General features: G+C 32.6%; 18 protein-coding genes. 5 read left to right on the forward strand and 13 right to left on the reverse strand.

Annotation, left to right across the window (positions count from 1 at the left end; translation table 11 throughout):
• Positions 1-15: 15 nt before the first annotated feature.
• The 9 genes from NBG71_RS10070 to NBG71_RS10110 all read right to left on the reverse strand — a co-directional run bounded on the left by NBG71_RS10070 (position 16) and on the right by NBG71_RS10110 (position 8,928).
• Positions 16-999, reverse strand: coding sequence for a fimbrial protein (locus NBG71_RS10070; protein WP_164530667.1), 984 nt, complete (start codon positions 997-999; stop codon positions 16-18).
• A complete protein-coding gene (locus tag NBG71_RS10075) occupies positions 980-1,273 on the reverse strand; it encodes a helix-turn-helix domain-containing protein (protein WP_075673284.1) in 294 nt (97 codons plus the stop codon). The genes NBG71_RS10070 and NBG71_RS10075 overlap by 20 nt, the downstream gene beginning before the upstream one ends.
• A 21-nt stretch (positions 1,274-1,294) precedes the next feature.
• A complete protein-coding gene (locus NBG71_RS10080; RefSeq protein ID WP_164530669.1) occupies positions 1,295-1,792 on the reverse strand; it encodes a fimbrial protein in 498 nt (165 codons plus the stop codon).
• Positions 1,793-1,804: 12 nt separating this feature from the next.
• Positions 1,805-2,326, reverse strand: coding sequence for a fimbrial protein (locus NBG71_RS10085; protein ID WP_075673282.1), 522 nt, complete (start codon positions 2,324-2,326; stop codon positions 1,805-1,807).
• Positions 2,327-2,412: 86 nt separating this feature from the next.
• The gene (locus NBG71_RS10090; RefSeq protein WP_164530670.1) at positions 2,413-4,920 is read right to left on the reverse strand and encodes a fimbria/pilus outer membrane usher protein; all 2,508 of its coding nucleotides are present in this window, start codon (positions 4,918-4,920) and stop codon (positions 2,413-2,415) included.
• 24 nt (positions 4,921-4,944) lie between these two features.
• Positions 4,945-5,613, reverse strand: coding sequence for a fimbrial biogenesis chaperone (locus NBG71_RS10095; protein WP_164530671.1), 669 nt, complete (start codon positions 5,611-5,613; stop codon positions 4,945-4,947).
• 68 nt (positions 5,614-5,681) lie between these two features.
• Positions 5,682-6,206, reverse strand: a complete 525-nt coding sequence (locus NBG71_RS10100) for a fimbrial protein (RefSeq protein ID WP_075673279.1) — start codon at positions 6,204-6,206, stop codon at positions 5,682-5,684.
• 600 nt (positions 6,207-6,806) lie between these two features.
• A complete protein-coding gene (locus tag NBG71_RS10105; RefSeq protein ID WP_075674356.1) occupies positions 6,807-7,412 on the reverse strand; it encodes a histidine phosphatase family protein in 606 nt (201 codons plus the stop codon).
• A gap of 22 nt (positions 7,413-7,434) precedes the next feature.
• On the reverse strand, positions 7,435-8,928 hold the full coding sequence (locus NBG71_RS10110) for an SLC13 family permease (protein WP_196563948.1): 1,494 nt from the start codon (positions 8,926-8,928) through the stop codon (positions 7,435-7,437).
• Positions 8,929-9,037: 109 nt separating this feature from the next.
• On the opposite strand from NBG71_RS10110, the gene NBG71_RS10115 reads away from it, so the two are divergent.
• From NBG71_RS10115 to NBG71_RS10130, 4 genes are all read left to right on the forward strand, one after another.
• On the forward strand, positions 9,038-9,952 hold the full coding sequence (locus NBG71_RS10115; protein ID WP_075674354.1) for a LysR family transcriptional regulator: 915 nt from the start codon (positions 9,038-9,040) through the stop codon (positions 9,950-9,952).
• A gap of 120 nt (positions 9,953-10,072) precedes the next feature.
• Entirely contained in the window at positions 10,073-10,897 is an 825-nt protein-coding gene (locus tag NBG71_RS10120; RefSeq protein WP_075674353.1) for a VanW family protein, read from the forward strand.
• 226 nt (positions 10,898-11,123) lie between these two features.
• The gene (locus NBG71_RS10125) at positions 11,124-11,702 is read left to right on the forward strand and encodes a YebB family permuted papain-like enzyme (protein WP_250916841.1); all 579 of its coding nucleotides are present in this window, start codon (positions 11,124-11,126) and stop codon (positions 11,700-11,702) included.
• A 191-nt stretch (positions 11,703-11,893) separates the two neighbouring features.
• Entirely contained in the window at positions 11,894-12,823 is a 930-nt protein-coding gene (locus NBG71_RS10130; RefSeq protein WP_075674357.1) for a Dyp-type peroxidase, read from the forward strand.
• Positions 12,824-12,895: 72 nt separating this feature from the next.
• On the opposite strand, the gene NBG71_RS10135 is transcribed toward NBG71_RS10130, so the two are convergent.
• The 3 genes from NBG71_RS10135 to NBG71_RS10145 all read right to left on the reverse strand — a co-directional run bounded on the left by NBG71_RS10135 (position 12,896) and on the right by NBG71_RS10145 (position 15,153).
• Entirely contained in the window at positions 12,896-13,243 is a 348-nt protein-coding gene (locus tag NBG71_RS10135) for a hypothetical protein (protein WP_075674358.1), read from the reverse strand.
• Positions 13,244-13,414: 171 nt separating this feature from the next.
• The gene (locus tag NBG71_RS10140) at positions 13,415-13,717 is read right to left on the reverse strand and encodes a hypothetical protein (RefSeq protein ID WP_075674359.1); all 303 of its coding nucleotides are present in this window, start codon (positions 13,715-13,717) and stop codon (positions 13,415-13,417) included.
• Between the two features lie 299 nt (positions 13,718-14,016).
• Entirely contained in the window at positions 14,017-15,153 is a 1,137-nt protein-coding gene (locus NBG71_RS10145; RefSeq protein WP_250916827.1) for a YiiG family protein, read from the reverse strand.
• An 863-nt stretch (positions 15,154-16,016) separates the two neighbouring features.
• Here NBG71_RS10145 and NBG71_RS10150 point away from each other — a divergent pair.
• Positions 16,017-16,634 (forward strand): Fic/DOC family protein, encoded by a 618-nt coding sequence (locus tag NBG71_RS10150; protein ID WP_250916828.1) that lies wholly within the window; start codon positions 16,017-16,019, stop codon positions 16,632-16,634.
• On the opposite strand, the gene NBG71_RS10155 is transcribed toward NBG71_RS10150, so the two are convergent.
• Positions 16,631-16,795 (reverse strand): hypothetical protein, encoded by a 165-nt coding sequence (locus NBG71_RS10155; RefSeq protein WP_164530181.1) that lies wholly within the window; start codon positions 16,793-16,795, stop codon positions 16,631-16,633. The genes NBG71_RS10150 and NBG71_RS10155 overlap by 4 nt on opposite strands.
• Between the last annotated feature and the right edge of the window lie 26 nt (positions 16,796-16,821).

The following is a 16,821-nucleotide window of genomic DNA, read 5'->3' on the forward strand; positions in this document are numbered from 1 at the left end:
AAATACACTCATTAATTATTCGTACAAAATATTTACCGTAGCAATTGAGTTAGCACTTCCTGGTGTTATAGTACTTCCTGTTTTTATATAACGTGCTTTCCAACCAAAAATATAATCGCCTGATGCAACCTGATTTTGTAAACTATTTTTAGTATTTAATTTAATAGGATTATTATTTTTATCTAATAACTGAATTCCAATTCCTGTTGCTGAATTTGTACCTGATAACTTTAATTTGCCTGTATTTACATCAATATATCCAGCACTACTCGTCACAGTGGCTTTAATATTGGTACCTGCAGCACAACTTAGCGTAATGGGAATATCAACATTTTTACTTACATCACCAATATTTTTAAATTGGGTATCATACCAAGTGCCCATATTAACATTGTAACTAGATGATTTGGTTGAACATTTTAAAGAGTTTATTCTTATTGCATTTAACGGTAGAAATAACGATGTTAAATTCCAAGTAGTATTGCGAGGTGCAGTATTATTCTGCACAGCTTTAGCAACCTCTCCCAATTTTAAGCTTCCTGACTGTGTTACTTGGCCTGTTTTTATTATCTGCACTCTCCAATAAGGATTGGGCATATGATATGTTTTACCAACTTCAGTAGACTTACTAACCCAGTCAAAATTAATAGCACCTATATTATTAAAATAAACTTTCACTCCAATTCCAGGAATATTTGTCTGTACAATTTTATTCGCATTAGGCACCCATCCATTAGTATATTTCGCAGAAATTGATGCATTACCACATTGCCCATCAGTACCTGAGTAGGTATTTATAGGTCCATTTTTATAATTGATCTGAATTTCTTCTAATACACGAGTTCCCATATCATCATATTGAATTGAATAGACTCTATTCGGTATATCAGCCCTAATATTTCTGAGATTTGGATTTTGAATACAAGCAGAAAAAGTATACGTGGAATAAAATAAAGCCCCACTTAATAAAAAAATAGATTTAGTGCTTATATGGCGCATTTTTATCTCCTAACTTATCTATTATTTTAGTTTTCATCTCTTTTTGCTCTTCTTCATCTAAAATAAAAAATTGGCTTAAACAAATATCAAAAGCACGAGCATATTGATAAAGTCTATCTAAACTAACTCTATTAATACCTCGTTCATATCTTGATTGCTGTTGTTGACTGATACCAATTATTTCCGCCAGTTCACTTAAAGTGTACCCATTCATAGCTCTATAATAAGCTATTTTTTTTCCAATCATTTTTGATGCCGGGTAAATATGACTCATTTTTATTTCCTTTATTACTCATTAATTATAAAGAAGCGTGAATTCAAGATGACTTTTAAATGAACCCACTGTGATATTACTTCCATAACCTATAATTCTTGCCGATAAAGGAAATTCAGCATTGTGTGTCTGCTGATTAACGTTCACTATTAATTTTTCATTATTTTTTATAATACTTTTATTTAATTGTGCTGCGATATTTAATGCCGTATTTTTTGCTGTGCCACTATTAATAAAATACTCTGGATAATTAGGATCAACAATCCCTTTTAAGGTCATTGTGACTTTATTCGTTGTTATTGGGCAATTTTTTAACTTTATAGAAAAATTAACCCAATCTGAATTTTGATTGTTTTTAATATTTCTAATATTTATTTTATTAAGATCAATCAAGTAATTTTTTGTTTCTAATTCACAAGGTGATGCAATCACAGAGCCATAAACATTAATATTAACAACACTTGCTACTGCAAAAGGAGAACATAAAAACAATAGGGATAATGGTATGATTTTATACATAATATTCTGCCTCTACCTATAGATTATGGTTGCTGTAATTTTTGCAGATACCGTACCTGGAGTGGCATTTCCAAGTTTACTAAATGCCCGTGTTCTTAAAGGAATATTCACTGATGACTGGCCATTAACCGCGATATACAGTGATTTTTGATTACCTAATGGTATTAATCCATTACTATTTTCATTCTGCAATTGCACGGCAATATTCTTTGCAGTTCCTTCATTTTTATATAAATTATTGACATCAGCATTATCTGGTGTACCAGTAAATGTTAGCTTTACTTGATTTATTGTGGGTGAACAATCAATTAATTTAATCGTAAAATTATTCCACACCGAACTCGAATTTGTTGTCTTAAATAAATTTGCAGGCATTTCCTTTAAATCAATATTAATATTACTTCCTCCAGAAATATTACAAGTTGCAGCTCTAATATTTCCAGAAAAATTAACAGTAACCGTATTCCCAGCGAGTAAAGGAAAACTTATTATTACACTGGTTATTAAAATAAAAAATCTTATTAATATAGTCATTTCACTTTCCTACGCGTAGCAAATATCGACAGCTATAAAAGAAATAACTGGGTTTAATATATTAGCTTTAATGCTATTTAAATTTACTACTGACAAGTCACAGCGACTTTATAGAGTCCTAAATAATCAAGAACACCTGATAAATCATAATTTACATGACATGTTTCATTGTTGTATTTAATAGTTAAGTTTCCGCGTTGTTCTAACCCCGATAAATAAACCTCTCCATCATTACCAACAATACTATTCAATTGGCTGTTATCTTTAAAAATAACTTGAGCACCAAATGGAACTGGTTTTTTATTTGCAAGATTAACCGTCATTAATACGCGATGACCTACGTTAGCAGAAAAATCAGCTTTAACTAAAGCCCCTCGACTAGGCGAAATCGTTTGGCTCGTCAATTCCATTTCTGTATTTTCAGGTAACATTAATGTATCAACTTCTAAAGTATTCTTTCGATACGGCGTAACATAAGGCACTAATGCATAACCACGACTATTGGTTTTGACCCCCGCTTGATTTAGTATCGCAATATCTTTAGCATTTGGAATATCAACAATTGCAGAAGTTTCACCCAGTTGTTGTCCAAGGACTATTCCTCCAGAGTGAGCAACTACGCTACCATTGACCCCATAGTAAAGATTATGGTTGTCTTTGCTATAGCTATACCCCCCAGTAATATCACCTAGTTGACCTTTATAGGATGCATTGATATTTCCAGAAGATCCTTGATCTTGATTGGTAAATCCCTGTTGTGCACTCCAATTTAATCTATTATTGAGTTGAGATGCAGAAATTCCCACACTGCCTGTGCTGGTATTATGATTACTACTATTGGTATTAAAGTTATAATAAAAAGTATCATCAAAAACACTAAAGGGCACACTCACCGAAAATGCAAATAAGTGTTCGTTTTCACTTTGTGTTTTCTCTCCTGAAATATAAGAGTAACGATTTGTATTCTTATTATAAGTATAATTCATTCCATAGCTGATCCCTTGCCAACTATTGTTATAACCTAACGTAGCAGACTGTGTCTTTTTATTACTATTCCAATAATCTTCTTTTATATAACCAATTGCTAAAGAACCATTCCCTTCACCTAGATTTTGGTTAATCGTAATTTCAGCACGATTACGGCGACGTTCAACTTCTGGGCTATAGTTTGTACGTCGAAAACTATCGAATACTTCTGATAAACTATAAAAGCCGTTTGTAGAATAACGATAACCTGCTAATGCTATATTCGTTCCTATATTATTCAGATTTTTATTATATCTAAAACGATAGGATTGACCTTGCTGCTTAGTACCATCATTAAAGGTTGAGTTTGCATGTGTGATATCAACAGAAATTGCACCAAAAACACCTAAGTTTTTTCCTGCTCCCAATGAATAAGATTGATAATCTTGGCTTAACTGGCTACCACCATAAGTTGTCACTCCATAAGGTAGGCCATAAATTAATGTAAATTGCCCAAACTTAGTTTTATCCACATTCTTATCATAAGAGCGATATTCGCCTCCCGTCACACTATAAGATAAATAGCCTTCACGCTGTAAAACAGGTAAAGAAGCAAATGGTACGATTTGATGTTGTTCACTCCCATTAGATTCTTTTATTGTGACGTATAAATCCCCACTACTCCCAGTGGGATATAAATCATTAATCTCAAAAGGCCCTGCGGCGACTTCTGTCTGATAAATAATATATCCATTTTGCTTAATAGTAATTTGGGCATTACTGCGCGCAATACCACGTACTACAGGCGCATATCCGCGTACACTTTCAGGATACATATCATCATCAGTACCAAGTTGTATACCTCTAAAAGGTACGCTATCAAAAACAGAAGAAAGTGATACACCATCCCCTAAAATTAATTGGCTTTTCAGTTGATTAATACTACGCGATAAATACGTATAAACAGTATCCCACTTACTAGATTTATCATCACTATTAGACCAAGTTGTATAATTTCTCAAACGCCAAGGACCTATATTTACTCCAGGTCTTAAATTAATATAGTTTGATGTTGTATTTGAGCCATCACTCTTACGATCATAATTTTTCGAACCGCTATAACTGTAATTTAATAACAGTGCAGTAATACCATTATCTATATTATTTAAATCAACAAATCCTCTAGGATCATTATTCATCGCTATTTGAGGAATACTTAAATATAAGCGTTGAGAATTAAATTGAAATTCACTTTTTGCATTAGGGATCGCTGACAAATTAATACAGTTATTTCCTTTTGTTTCTAATTCCTTGTATTCGCTTGTTTTAACACCAAATTTAGTGAGATCAGATATTGATAAGCAGGGGATTAACTTGCCATTATCTATCTTCTCAAATTTAATATTTTTAGTACCAATTAAATTAGTATTAACATAAATATCAACATAATATTTACCTGGTAACTGCTCATTATTTTCAAACTGAGATAAATCAATTGAGCTTTTATTGGGTAATTCTAAAAAATCAGGATCAAAGTAGATATTATCTGATTTGTCATTTTCCGCATATGATAAAGCCGTATAGCCCAAATATAAAATTAGGCTAATACATATTTTTCTAATTTTCATATTAAAACCTAAATTTATAATTTATTATATTTTCACTTCTGATAAATTCACGCTAGCACCATAGTCATTAATAACTTCCCAATTTATCGTGCCATGTTCATTACCATCATTTATATCAAATGATTTTGTTGAAAAAGGTTCAACATAAGAGACATCATTGACTGATTTCCCATTAAAATTAATTATCTGAAAATTAAAATAATAGGGTGTTGGATTATTCACACTAATTTTTTTTCCAACTTTTGACCATATTAATTTTTTCTGCTCTTCCTCAAAATTTACCTTTTTTAAATTTTCAGGTCGGTAAATTAATTTCATTTGAGTCTTAAAAGCAATCTGCAATGAATTTTCTGTTTTTTCTGTTGCAGGTATTGTTTTTATATTTAGCCAAAATAGAGACTCTTTATCACTAGGTAAATCCCCTTCAGTTAAAAATATCCTCAGCGTATTCGCCTTATCTGGGTTTAGTCTAAATAAAGGTGGAGTAATGGTAAATTTTGACTGTTTATTTTCATTAACATCATCTATCCAAGACTGGATTAAATAGGGAATTTTATCTGGATTTTCAACATTAATACTAACGTTCTTATTCCCTTCTGTATAAATAACTCTAGTTCCGCCAATAATAACACCAGCAGAAGATTGATTAATAAAAAAAAGAATAGAAATTAAAAAGACAATAATAGACTTCATATTATCACCACTATGTTTTTATAATAAGGTTCAAGTCCTTTTAAACCTTAATTTATATTTAATCTTATTTAGTTATAGTTAATAGTAAACGTTGCATTACCATTTGCTAAACCCGCAGTAACAGAATCTGTTTTAGCAATATAACGAGCTCTAAAATCTAAATTATTTTCAATATTTTCTTTTAATGGATAGGCTTTAGATGCTGTAAATAAAGGTACTACAACATTTGCATCATCCGTAATTTGAATACCCACTCCAGTTGCTACACCCGACTCTTTTTTCAGGGCAATAACACTGTCATCACCTACATATGAATCTGCGTCAAATTTAACAGATGCAGTGGTCACTGTTTTAGGGCAATTAATTAATTTAATTGTGAATTTTGTCGCTGCAGCAGTACTTCCTGTACTTGGTAATGCTTTTTTAGAGACAGTACCTAAATTAACTTTTAAAGCATCAGAACCCGCTGCTAATTCACATGCGTTGTCTATAATTTCACCTGTAAAATCAATAGTACCATCTGCTGCTAATGCATTATTAGTGACAAAGATAGTCGCCGCAGCAATTAATGTTGCAAGTAAATTTTTTCTCATTTTTTCTCCGATTAATTTTTATTAATAAAACAAAATTAATTAAAAAATACTTAATTAACTCAGTATGTGAGTATTATCTAATTGTTTTTTACAATAAACAAGTTTTGGTTATAGCGGTATAATATTCATTATTTTTGATTTTAATCAGGATTTAAAACCAAGTGAACTCTTTATTAGTTAACTAATAAAGTTTATTTTTAATTATTTTAAATTTTCATATATTGATACAACATTGTTAAATCAAAATAAAAGTTAAATACTATTTTTTATTAATAAATAAATTTTTATTTCATTTTATAACGCATATGGTGTGAGTAAAAAAAAGTATTATTTTCTCTTAATAATAAAAGCTACTTTTTACTCTATTTGATTAAATTAAACCCACCACATGTTACTTTTGAATGAAATTCGACTTAATCTATTAGTTACAAATTGTATAAAAAAGAATAAAAAACATTATTTACAAAATGTATTCTTTTATTTTCATAGACAAAAAAAAGAGCAAGGTTTCCCTTGCTCTGATTTAATATCGGAGTGCTTTTTAAATAGTTATATAAATTAAATTACTACGATTAATTTGAAAACCACTACTTATTAATCTTAATCAGCGACATTCTTATCTGGCATATAAGAGCCAATATTATAGGCTTCTAATTTTGGTGCTTTGTCAGAATTAAGATCAAAATTAAATATCGTTATTGTGCCTGGTGTTGCTGGTAATAAAAACTCAGGAGATAAATTTAAAAATACTTTGCAGGCGGCACGAATAACTCCACTATGCACAACCGCTAATAAATCGCTGTCTTCTTTATGCACCCATCCTTGTAATGCCGCACCAATGCGATCACAAAAATCAAACCAATTTTCGCCTTTAGGTGGCGTATATGTTCCTGCTCGCCAATTTTTGTATTTATCTGCATGGTGTCTTATAAGTTCTGGTTTTCGTTGTCCCGTCCACTCTCCCATATTTAACTCACGCAATAACGGCTCTTTAACTGCTTCTGGATGACCAACAATTTCTGCGGTTTGTACTGTTCTGCCTAAATCTGACGTAATAATCCTAGCAGGTGATAATAATTTAATACTCTCTTTTATCGCCATTGCTTGATTAATACCTTTTGGTGATAAACATGAATTAGCATGTCCTTGTAAGCGCGATTCCATATTCCATAAGGTTTCACCGTGTCTTAATAAAATTAGTCTCATTATTATTCCTTAATTTAATGGTTTAAAGACCATATCCAAGAATTTGGAACCAAGTAAATATCGCAATAGAAATTACCGATGCCCCAACAAAACAAGTAATTAATCCATATTTCATTTGCTCTAATACACTAAAGTAGCCACTTGAGAAATAGATAGTATTTACTTTCGAATGTGGTGGTAAGGTAATGGTATAAGTCAGTGTAAATGACGCAGCTAATGCCAATGTAACCGGATCCATGCCCAATGTTTTAGCAAGTGCAATAATGGCCGGAATTAAGATGGTTGTTTTTACTGTTTTACTGGTAAAAATTAAATGGCTATACATGCAGATAAAGACAACTACAATATAAACCATTGTAGTGCTCATATTTTCTAGCCCGAGCCCATAAACCATTTTACCAATTAACCATTGTGCTCCTTCTGTAGATTCTAAGGTGTTACCAGCCGCATAAGCACCTGCTGCAAATATCATTAGATCCCATTTGATATTGGCTTCATTCCACGTTAATAAGCCAATACGAGGCATCAGGCAAAGAATGGCAGCAATAACAGCAGTCATATAAACACTAATCTTGAAGCCAAACATATCTTGGTGATAGCTTTCGGTTGCCCATAAGAACACTGCCATTAAAAAGATATACATGGCTTTTTTCTCATTCTTAGTTAATGCACCAAGTTGAGAACGTTCTTTTTTCAATTTCTCTAGCGAGCCTTCAAAATCCACTTCCCCTTTAAAAGAGAATAATTTTAATCCAATAAAAAAGGAGATAGTCATGCCAACAATAGCTAATGGGAAAGAGGCAATTAGCCAATCCATATAACCAATAGAACCGCCAGCTTGTGAATTGATAAATCCAACTGCAATAATATTAGCGGCAGTACCCGTCATTACGCCGGATGTTGCCAAGGCATCAGCTTGTACACCTTGCAACATCATTAATTTCCCGTAATTGCTTTTTCCGGGAATTGCCTTATGTATCTCTAATAAGATCATACAAATAGGCACCATTAATGTTGCGCGTGCAGTCGTTGAAGGAACAAAGAAAACTAAACTAAAGTTAATTAAAATAAGAACAAATAACGCTTTTTTGGGGGTTTGCCCAAATTTGGTGATCATCCATAAAGCAAAGCGTCTGGCAATATTCGATTTGATCATGGCGGACGTTAAAACAAATGCTGAAACCATCAGCCAAATAACGTCATAACCTAATGTACCGAAAACCACTTTCTCTTTTGCGACAGTTCCCGTTATTGGAAGCAAAACAATAACGAGCATTGAAGTTAAATAAATGGGTAAAGAACCACACACCCATAAAATTAACGCAGCACAAAAAATAGCAATGGCTTTTTGCCCTTCAATACTTAATCCATCTGGTGTTGGTATAAAAAATAAAACAAGCAATACCAATAAAGCTAAAGGTATTCCTATTGTTTTTAAGGTTATTTTCTTACCGTTTTGTTTTGGTGATGATGGCGCTGGTTTAGCGATGTCATCTCGCTTCGCAGTCTTTTCCATAACCGATTCCTCTTAATGTGTAGGGTAGGAAGTCCAGTATAGAAATATTGAGGTATAAAGATAATTGTATTAATATATTATAACTATAAAAATAATTTATGGTGTTGATATGAATTTAAGCCAACTTGATGCTTTTTTACTACTTGCCAACGGTTTTAATGTCACTGAAACTGCAGAACGCCTATTTTGCACTCAACCCAGTGTGAGTATTAAAATCAGAAAGCTAGAAGAAGAGTTGCAAACAACATTGTTTGAAAGGATCAATAATCGGCTTTATTTAACTCCCCAAGGTAAGGTTTATCAGCAGTACGCAACTCAGATTATTAATTTAGTAAAATCCTCTTCTGAGCATATGCGACAATTTGATGATCCCTCTAAAGGTGAAATTAAGTTTGGCGCTAGCCATTTTGTTGGCGTTTACCTATTGCCTCAAATTATGGCGCAGTTTAGAGAGCAATATCCTGATGTGAAATTAAGCATGGATATTTCAAGTTCAACCCAACTTATCCGTAAGCTTGATACCCAAGAATTAGAATTTTTGATCATGTCAGATCATATCTATTTAGATCCGACGGAATATCATCTTGATACTTTTCTTATCGATCCCTTAGTGCTTATTTGTTCACCTGAACATTGGTTGGCAAAAAAGAAACATTGCAGATTTTCTGATATTGTATCAGAAGTTTTTCTGATCAAACCCGAGCACTCTGCTACCCGTGACTTTTTATTAGATAGGATCCAAGAAAATAATAAAGAACTCAAAAATGTAATGGAAATAAATAGTTTAGAAGGAATAAAACAGGGGGTTATTCACGGTTTAGGGATCTCAATTTTATCCCGTTTATCTATCATGCAAGAATTAAAATCTGGTCTTTTATGTGAAATTGCATTTGATGATATTCAATTTAGCCGAGGCATTCGTTACTTTTATCATAAAGAAAAATATATCTCCCCAGCCACTAAGAATTTTTTATCTATCTTACAATCTCAAGCTCAAATTTTAACGAAAGATATCAATAAATAAATTTAGCAGCTAAATTCTTAGTCCTATTATTTTAAGGATATCAGCGTATCAATATCCTCATTAAATCGTTATCATACTCCCGTTTATTCCTTTCTATTTGTTATTGTTTAAAAGGATTTTATGCGTAGAACACTCTCGTCTTATCACCCTATTCTTTATACTTTGAGAGTGGCGCAACGTCGTTTCTTCCGTTCTCTTAGTTGGTATTTTTCAGGTCGAAAATACAGCAGAGACGTTCAACCAGAACAACGACTTTCTTACCGTTATTTAAAACATACATCTAAATTGATTAGTCGCCGTGGCGAAAGTGATATTCAATTACAATACAATAAAATAACGAATCTTAAATTAGTCGAAAAAGCGTTAGATGGCGTAGTGATCAAACCGGGTGAGTATTTCTCTTTTTGTTATTTAGTCGGTAAACCTAGCTATAAAAGAGGTTTTATTGATGGTATGCAACTCTCCTATGGCGAAGCACGAAAAGGTGTAGGCGGTGGAATTTGTCAGGCGAGTAATTTAATACATTGGTTAGCATTACACTCTGAATTAAAAGTGATTGAAAAGGCAAATCATAGTTTTGATCCTTTTCCTGATGAAGGACGAGTACTTCCTTTTGGCTCTGGAGCCGCAATTTTTTATAACTATGTAGATTTAGTCTTATATAATCCAACACCTTATGATTACCAAATTAGATTACATGTTGCTGAACATCAGTTAGAAGGTGAGCTCCTTTGTAGTGAAGCAAGGGAATATCGTTATCATATTTATGAGAAGTCTTCTTCTTTTATCAAAAAGGGAGAGCATGTATATCGCTGTAATGAAATTTGGCGAGATATTTACACTAAGAACAATGTAGGTGCTTTTCCTCAATTAATTACATCAGAGTTACTTTATGAAAATAGCGTGGTCGTAAAATATGATATTTCAAATGAGAGACTAAGTTAATTTACTTAAATATATATTTATTACTCAATTAAAATATTAATTTAATATTCTAATTTTATCTTCTTATTCTGAATAAATAATGATTTTCCTCTTAAAATTAAGAACATCTTAAATCCGAGCGTTCTTTTTATCTTAAGATCATTGAGTTATCAAATAGAAACCTTATCTACTTATTATGGTCAAAGAATGGTGATTATATTTCTATTTAATAGGTCATATAATGATGATAAAAATTGATTATCCAAAAAAATTAGAAGTTGGTGATATCGTATTTACGTGTATTGGTACCTCTTTATTTCGTCAAATTTCCTCAGCTTCTTTATGCTGGAGTAATCATGTTGGCATTATTATTGGTCATAATGGTGAGGATTATTTAGTTGCCGAAAGTCGAGTTCCGCTCTCAACCACAACCACATTAACCCGCTTTATTAACCGCTCTGCGGACAAACGTTATGCAATACGCCGGCTATCAACACAACTCTCTGACGAACAAAAAAATGCACTTGTTGCACAAGTACCTGAAAGATTAAATAAGCTTTACCACACAGGTTTTAAATACGACTCTTCCCGCCAGTTTTGCTCTAAATTTGTTTTTGATATTTATAAATCAGCACTCTCTATTCGTGTAGGTGAAATAGAAACATTCCAAGAGTTATTAAGCAAAAATCCTAATGCCAAATTACAATTTTGGAAATTATGGTTTATTGGGCAAATACCGTGGGAAAGAACTACTGTCACTCCAGCTAGTTTATGGGAACATCCGCACCTATCTTTAGTTTATCAAAGTCATGAGAATATTAATTAATACAGTGTATTAGCATTATAAAAAATAGAGAAAACAATAGCATTTCTGATAATGTTTATTGATAAAAATCTGAATAAAACTCAAACCCTCTCTTTGTAATAGGGAGTTTTTTGGTGTAAAACTAAAAAAACAATGTTTTGTAAATATAACTTAATTACTATTCATCTATTATTCGTCATTTAGGGATCACCATGAAATACCAAGATGTTACGAAATCACCCTGTGAGAATGCTTATTTTTTAGTTTTTAACCTCACCCATTCACCTGAAAACCGCGATATACTGATCGATTTTTGTAATAATTTTTCTGGCCTGATACGTAGTATGAGAACACGTTTTCCTGAATTGGAAACAAGTTGTGTAATGGGATTCGGGGCAAATGCATGGGCTACATTATTTCCCAATCAGCCTAAACCCAAAGAGCTAAATACCTTTAAAGAAATTAAAGGTGATACTTATACCGCGGTTTCAACTCCAGGCGATCTTTTTTTCCATATTCGAGCTCTCAAAGTTTCAGCCTGTTACGAATTAGCATCTATCATCAGCCAAAAGCTAAAGAATATTGTTACGCCTGTTGATGAAGTACATGGGTTTAGATATTTTGATGGGCGCTCTATTATTGGTTTTGTCGATGGAACTGAAAACCCAGAATATGAAGATGAACGAGCTTCTTATGCCGTTATTGGTGATGAAGATCCTGAGTTTGCAGGTGGCAGTTACGCTTTTGTACAAAAATATATTCACGATATGGAAGCATGGGAAAAACAGCCTCTTATCGAACAAGAAAAAGTCATTGGTAGACATAAATTTAATGATGTGGAATTAACTGATGAAGAAAAAGAGCCTGGTTCACACAATGTTGTCACCAATATTCAAGATGAGAACGGCGAAGATTTAAAAATTGTCAGAGCCAATATGCCTTTTTCCAATCCATCCCAAAATGAATATGGTACTTACTTTATTGGTTATGCACGTTATTTTTCAACAACTAACCGTATGTTAGAAAATATGTTTACAGGTACACCTGAGGGCCATACGGATAAATTGCTTAAATTCAGTACCCCTGTAACGGGTACATTATTCTTTGTTCCATCACCAGAATTTCTGGATGATCTAGCATAATTTCTATTACAAGTAGATATATAGGCTTGTTACTTATATATCTACTTTCTATTCTGGTTTTTTCTGGATCAACTACAAACCAAATACATTAACGTAAAACTCTTTGCCGTCATCTGTACTTTCAATGGTATAAGTAATTGGAATAGAGTTTTTGCCACCTTTACCTTCAAAAGAAAGTTCAGCAGCACATGAGTAAGTATCTCTCTTCTCATCATGTTCACGAGTACGTACGCTTTCTACTTTGATCTTAATTTGATCGATCACAGCCGCCATTTTTTGATCACGTAATTCATCTTTTGTTATATCAACCACTAAGTTTTTTGCTTCAGTGCTATCACAATTAGGTGTTGCATCACCACATCCCACTAACGGTAACGCTAATGCACCTAATAAAGCTAATTTTAGAATACTAGTTTTCATACTGGTTATTTCTTCCTTGCTCACGAGATAAAATAAATTTTTCAATATTTTACCTAATAATTATCTCGCAACAATATAGGGTAATAACAGTTAGAGTAAGATAACGATAGAGATTAATATTTTGGCGTTAAGAAAAACATTAAGTAAAACCTACCGACTTTAACTTCAATATTAATGTGCTTCAATTTCTTGTTTGTTAATCACACCAATAATATCAACACGAATATTTCGCGTATCCGCTCTTCCTTTATCGTCTACTGCACGAATACGATAGCGACCACTCTCTTTGGGATACCACTCTATTGAACGCTGATTTGTACTATTCCCTAGATAAGCATCATCTATAAACCAATAAATAATATTGCTGTCATTATCCGTTGTTGCATTAAATACAATTGACGTATTTGGTGATGAAGCACGTCTTAAAGTATAAGTGGTTATAGATAGTCCTATATTGCACCGATAAAAACGCATTTTCTTATCAGTAAAATTAAGCCAAAGAGCAAAATAAATAGCGCAACTATAATAAAGTAAGAATGTAAAATAAGAATGAATACTTATCATTAATTTAAAATTTTATTATATAAAAACAGATTACATTCTTAATATTTTTTTCCTAGCATTCCACTCTATTTCAAGACTCTTCTGAGCATTAGTTTGGATCATCTTTTTCTAACAATCATTTAATGTTTAATAAAACACAGTAAAAAAGGTGAATTTTGCGAAAGAAATCGCACTATTAAAGTGCAATTTACATTTTTATGGCGTAAATATTACTTCGCTATTAGAGAATTATAATTCTCTATTAAATATTTATATTCATTTGAAATCGTATTTATGCTACCTGATATATCTTTATTCTCATTGAGTTTTTTTTCTAACACTTTTAACTCAATAACAAGTTGTTGGTATAATTCTAAATATTTTTTAACTGAATAATCAGTACCTTTCATATTTTCTTTATTTAGCAATGCTTCATCACCAAATACTTTTCCTAACTCAATTGATTGTTCCTCAATTTTTGTAATCGCAGCAGAGAGTGCAGTCACATCAATTTTATCTGGGTTCATTGAATCAAGAGTATTAGTTACTGTATCCAATGATTGCATAATTTGATAACGAACAACTAAGCCTTCTTTTTTCACTAATTCAAGCTCTTCAATATGCATTGCTTGGTAATAGTTTTCATATGCCTCAGCGGCTTTTTCTTTCTCATCGATTAGTTTGGCATAAGCATTTTTCACATCTTCATACAAAGTACTTGCTTGTGCAAAATCATCTAAGCGATAAGTCTCTTTTACAACAAGATAATCGCCTAATTTCAGCAGTTTCTTATATAGATCAACATAGCTTTCACCATAAGCATTCCCCACAGCATCTAGCTCTGGGAGTGTAGGCGAAAATGTTTTCATAAATTCAAAAGATTCTTGAGCGCGTTCAGCACCTGCTCCACTCAAATACATAGAGAAAGCACTTCTAACAGGCATTAGCGCACTGTTCGCTTTCATTCTTTTTATTTGATCGGTCTCTGCTTCATTTTCGAGTATTTTGAAAGGTGTTAGATCAAGAGTTTTGCCATTATCAGAACTTAAACTTGTTAAAACTTTTTTCGTATTATCTAAAAGATTAACGTTAATTGTGCCCGAAAGTCTGCCGGTTTTTTTCTGAATGATGGTGCCAAAATCTTCGTTAAACGTTGCTAACCATAAGTTACCTTTTTCAATTTTCTGACTAAATTGAACTTCATCAGATTGCGTATTTTTTGAATCAGGCTTAGATTGTGTTGTTTGCTCTGTCTTATTTTTATCTTGCAAAGGTGTTCCTGTATTCGAATTTTCATTTGAATTATCACAACCTACTGCTGATATTAATAAAAGACTTATTATCGATGCCAATATGCTCTTTTTCATAATCCCTCATTATATTATTAAGTAATTAACCCGCTATAAACTATAATGAGTTTAATAATTAATGACTATTTTTTATTACATTAATTTTAAGCATCTTAATAATACTCTTGATGAGAGTATCGAGCTTTGATTAATAACGTATATTTACTTAAATATAATATTATATATTTATAAGTATTTTTTAAAGAATTTATAGATATCCTATATTAGCTATTTTCAATTCCTTCCTTTAATGCCTGAGCAATAAGCTTTAATATAAAATCAATAAAGCAGGTACTATCACTTTATTTATCAATGTAATAAAATATCATTTAAATCAATACGTAATAAATTAAAAACAAAGAGTTTCCAGGTAAGTGTAGATTGTCATTAATGGTGAATCAACGATATCATAGACTTAAAATTATTTGGCTTTTAGTCTAAAAAGATATTTGGATCATTAAAACAATGAACTGAAACCTTGTGATATGATCACACAATGCTTGTGAAATAGAACGATATGTGGTGTAACAATAGATTTTCACAAATAACTTAAAATTCAATACGTTAAGACAGACAACAACATGACTGACATTCAACACTTAGACTCCCACACACCAATGATGCATGGGTGTGTTAACGTTGAAATGTAACGATATTTATTAATTTTCCAGAAAAACCTATAATTTAACCCACACTTAATTAATTCTTTGATTTATAGGTAGTTATTATTTTATTTAATCTAGCCAGCGCTTATACTCTAAATAATTCGAGGTGTAGCTAGGCGACAAGTAAATGAGTCGCTAGGAGCATACATAAGTATGTGACTAGTGCGAATTGACGTAGTCAACAACGCTGCCAACTTGAAGTATGACGAGTATAAAATGAATAGATATGATGTATCTAACAGCGAAGGAAAATTTGCTGATGGTCCTGATGAAGAAGTGCTAGCTAATAAGCTAGGGCTTTCAAACGTTGATGATATCAATGATGCAGAGCTTGTCCTGTTAGAAAAACTGTATCAAGTCATTTTTGAAGAACAATTTCCCACTGAGCAAATTACCGTATCACTTATTCAGCGTTGGCACCGCCAATGGTTAGGGAATGTTTACGAGTGGGCTGGTCAGTTACGTACGGTGAATATTAGCAAGGGTGGCTTTATGTTTGCCCCTGCCGGTCGAGTTGCAAAGTTACTTGCTCAATTTGAAAAAGAGTTTCTAGCAGAGTACACCCCCTGCACCGATATGAGCCGAGAACAAGTCATAGAAGCTATAGCAACAGTACATGTGGAATTAATTCTGATACACCCGTTTAGGGAGGGTAATGGGCGCTTATCGCGTTTACTCGCGGATGTGATGGCAGTACAAGCTGGTTTCCAGCCGTTGGATTATGAAAGTTGGACTCAACACCCCGAGCAGTATATTGCAGCAATCCACGCAGGGTTAAACCTTAACTATGACCCCATGAAATATTGGGTTAGCGAAGCCTTAAAAGAAAGCTAAATCGCCAGTTTCAAATGACCAAACTTCTCACGCTTTGTTTTCATTTCTTCTTCAAGGCGACGAGACTCCTGCCCTGTTTCAATAGCTGTAGAGGTTGCTACCGAACGAATAAGTTGAGTACGAGTTGGTCTTGTTGCTTGAATTAATTCATTCTTTTTCATGGTAGTCTCACTTCAAACTGACGATA

The organism is Proteus sp. FZP2095 (genome assembly GCF_023701425.1).
GTDB lineage: Bacteria > Pseudomonadota > Gammaproteobacteria > Enterobacterales > Enterobacteriaceae > Proteus > Proteus cibarius.

Bases quoted from the DNA above. Each gene is read 5' to 3' on its own strand.
- NBG71_RS10070 (WP_164530667.1), bottom strand. From the start codon at position 999: ATGCGCCATATAAGCACTAAATCTATTTTTTTATTAAGTGGGGCTTTA.
- NBG71_RS10075 (WP_075673284.1), bottom strand. From the start codon at position 1,273: ATGAGTCATATTTACCCGGCATCAAAAATGATTGGAAAAAAAATAGCT.
- NBG71_RS10080 (WP_164530669.1), bottom strand. From the start codon at position 1,792: ATGTATAAAATCATACCATTATCCCTATTGTTTTTATGTTCTCCTTTT.
- NBG71_RS10085 (WP_075673282.1), bottom strand. From the start codon at position 2,326: ATGACTATATTAATAAGATTTTTTATTTTAATAACCAGTGTAATAATA.
- NBG71_RS10090 (WP_164530670.1), bottom strand. From the start codon at position 4,920: ATGAAAATTAGAAAAATATGTATTAGCCTAATTTTATATTTGGGCTAT.
- NBG71_RS10095 (WP_164530671.1), bottom strand. From the start codon at position 5,613: ATGAAGTCTATTATTGTCTTTTTAATTTCTATTCTTTTTTTTATTAAT.
- NBG71_RS10100 (WP_075673279.1), bottom strand. From the start codon at position 6,206: ATGAGAAAAAATTTACTTGCAACATTAATTGCTGCGGCGACTATCTTT.
- NBG71_RS10105 (WP_075674356.1), bottom strand. From the start codon at position 7,412: ATGAGACTAATTTTATTAAGACACGGTGAAACCTTATGGAATATGGAA.
- NBG71_RS10110 (WP_196563948.1), bottom strand. From the start codon at position 8,928: ATGGAAAAGACTGCGAAGCGAGATGACATCGCTAAACCAGCGCCATCA.
- NBG71_RS10115 (WP_075674354.1), top strand. From the start codon at position 9,038: ATGAATTTAAGCCAACTTGATGCTTTTTTACTACTTGCCAACGGTTTT.
- NBG71_RS10120 (WP_075674353.1), top strand. From the start codon at position 10,073: ATGCGTAGAACACTCTCGTCTTATCACCCTATTCTTTATACTTTGAGA.
- NBG71_RS10130 (WP_075674357.1), top strand. From the start codon at position 11,894: ATGAAATACCAAGATGTTACGAAATCACCCTGTGAGAATGCTTATTTT.
- NBG71_RS10135 (WP_075674358.1), bottom strand. From the start codon at position 13,243: ATGAAAACTAGTATTCTAAAATTAGCTTTATTAGGTGCATTAGCGTTA.
- NBG71_RS10140 (WP_075674359.1), bottom strand. From the start codon at position 13,717: ATGCGTTTTTATCGGTGCAATATAGGACTATCTATAACCACTTATACT.
- NBG71_RS10145 (WP_250916827.1), bottom strand. From the start codon at position 15,153: ATGAAAAAGAGCATATTGGCATCGATAATAAGTCTTTTATTAATATCA.
- NBG71_RS10150 (WP_250916828.1), top strand. From the start codon at position 16,017: ATGAATAGATATGATGTATCTAACAGCGAAGGAAAATTTGCTGATGGT.
- NBG71_RS10155 (WP_164530181.1), bottom strand. From the start codon at position 16,795: ATGAAAAAGAATGAATTAATTCAAGCAACAAGACCAACTCGTACTCAA.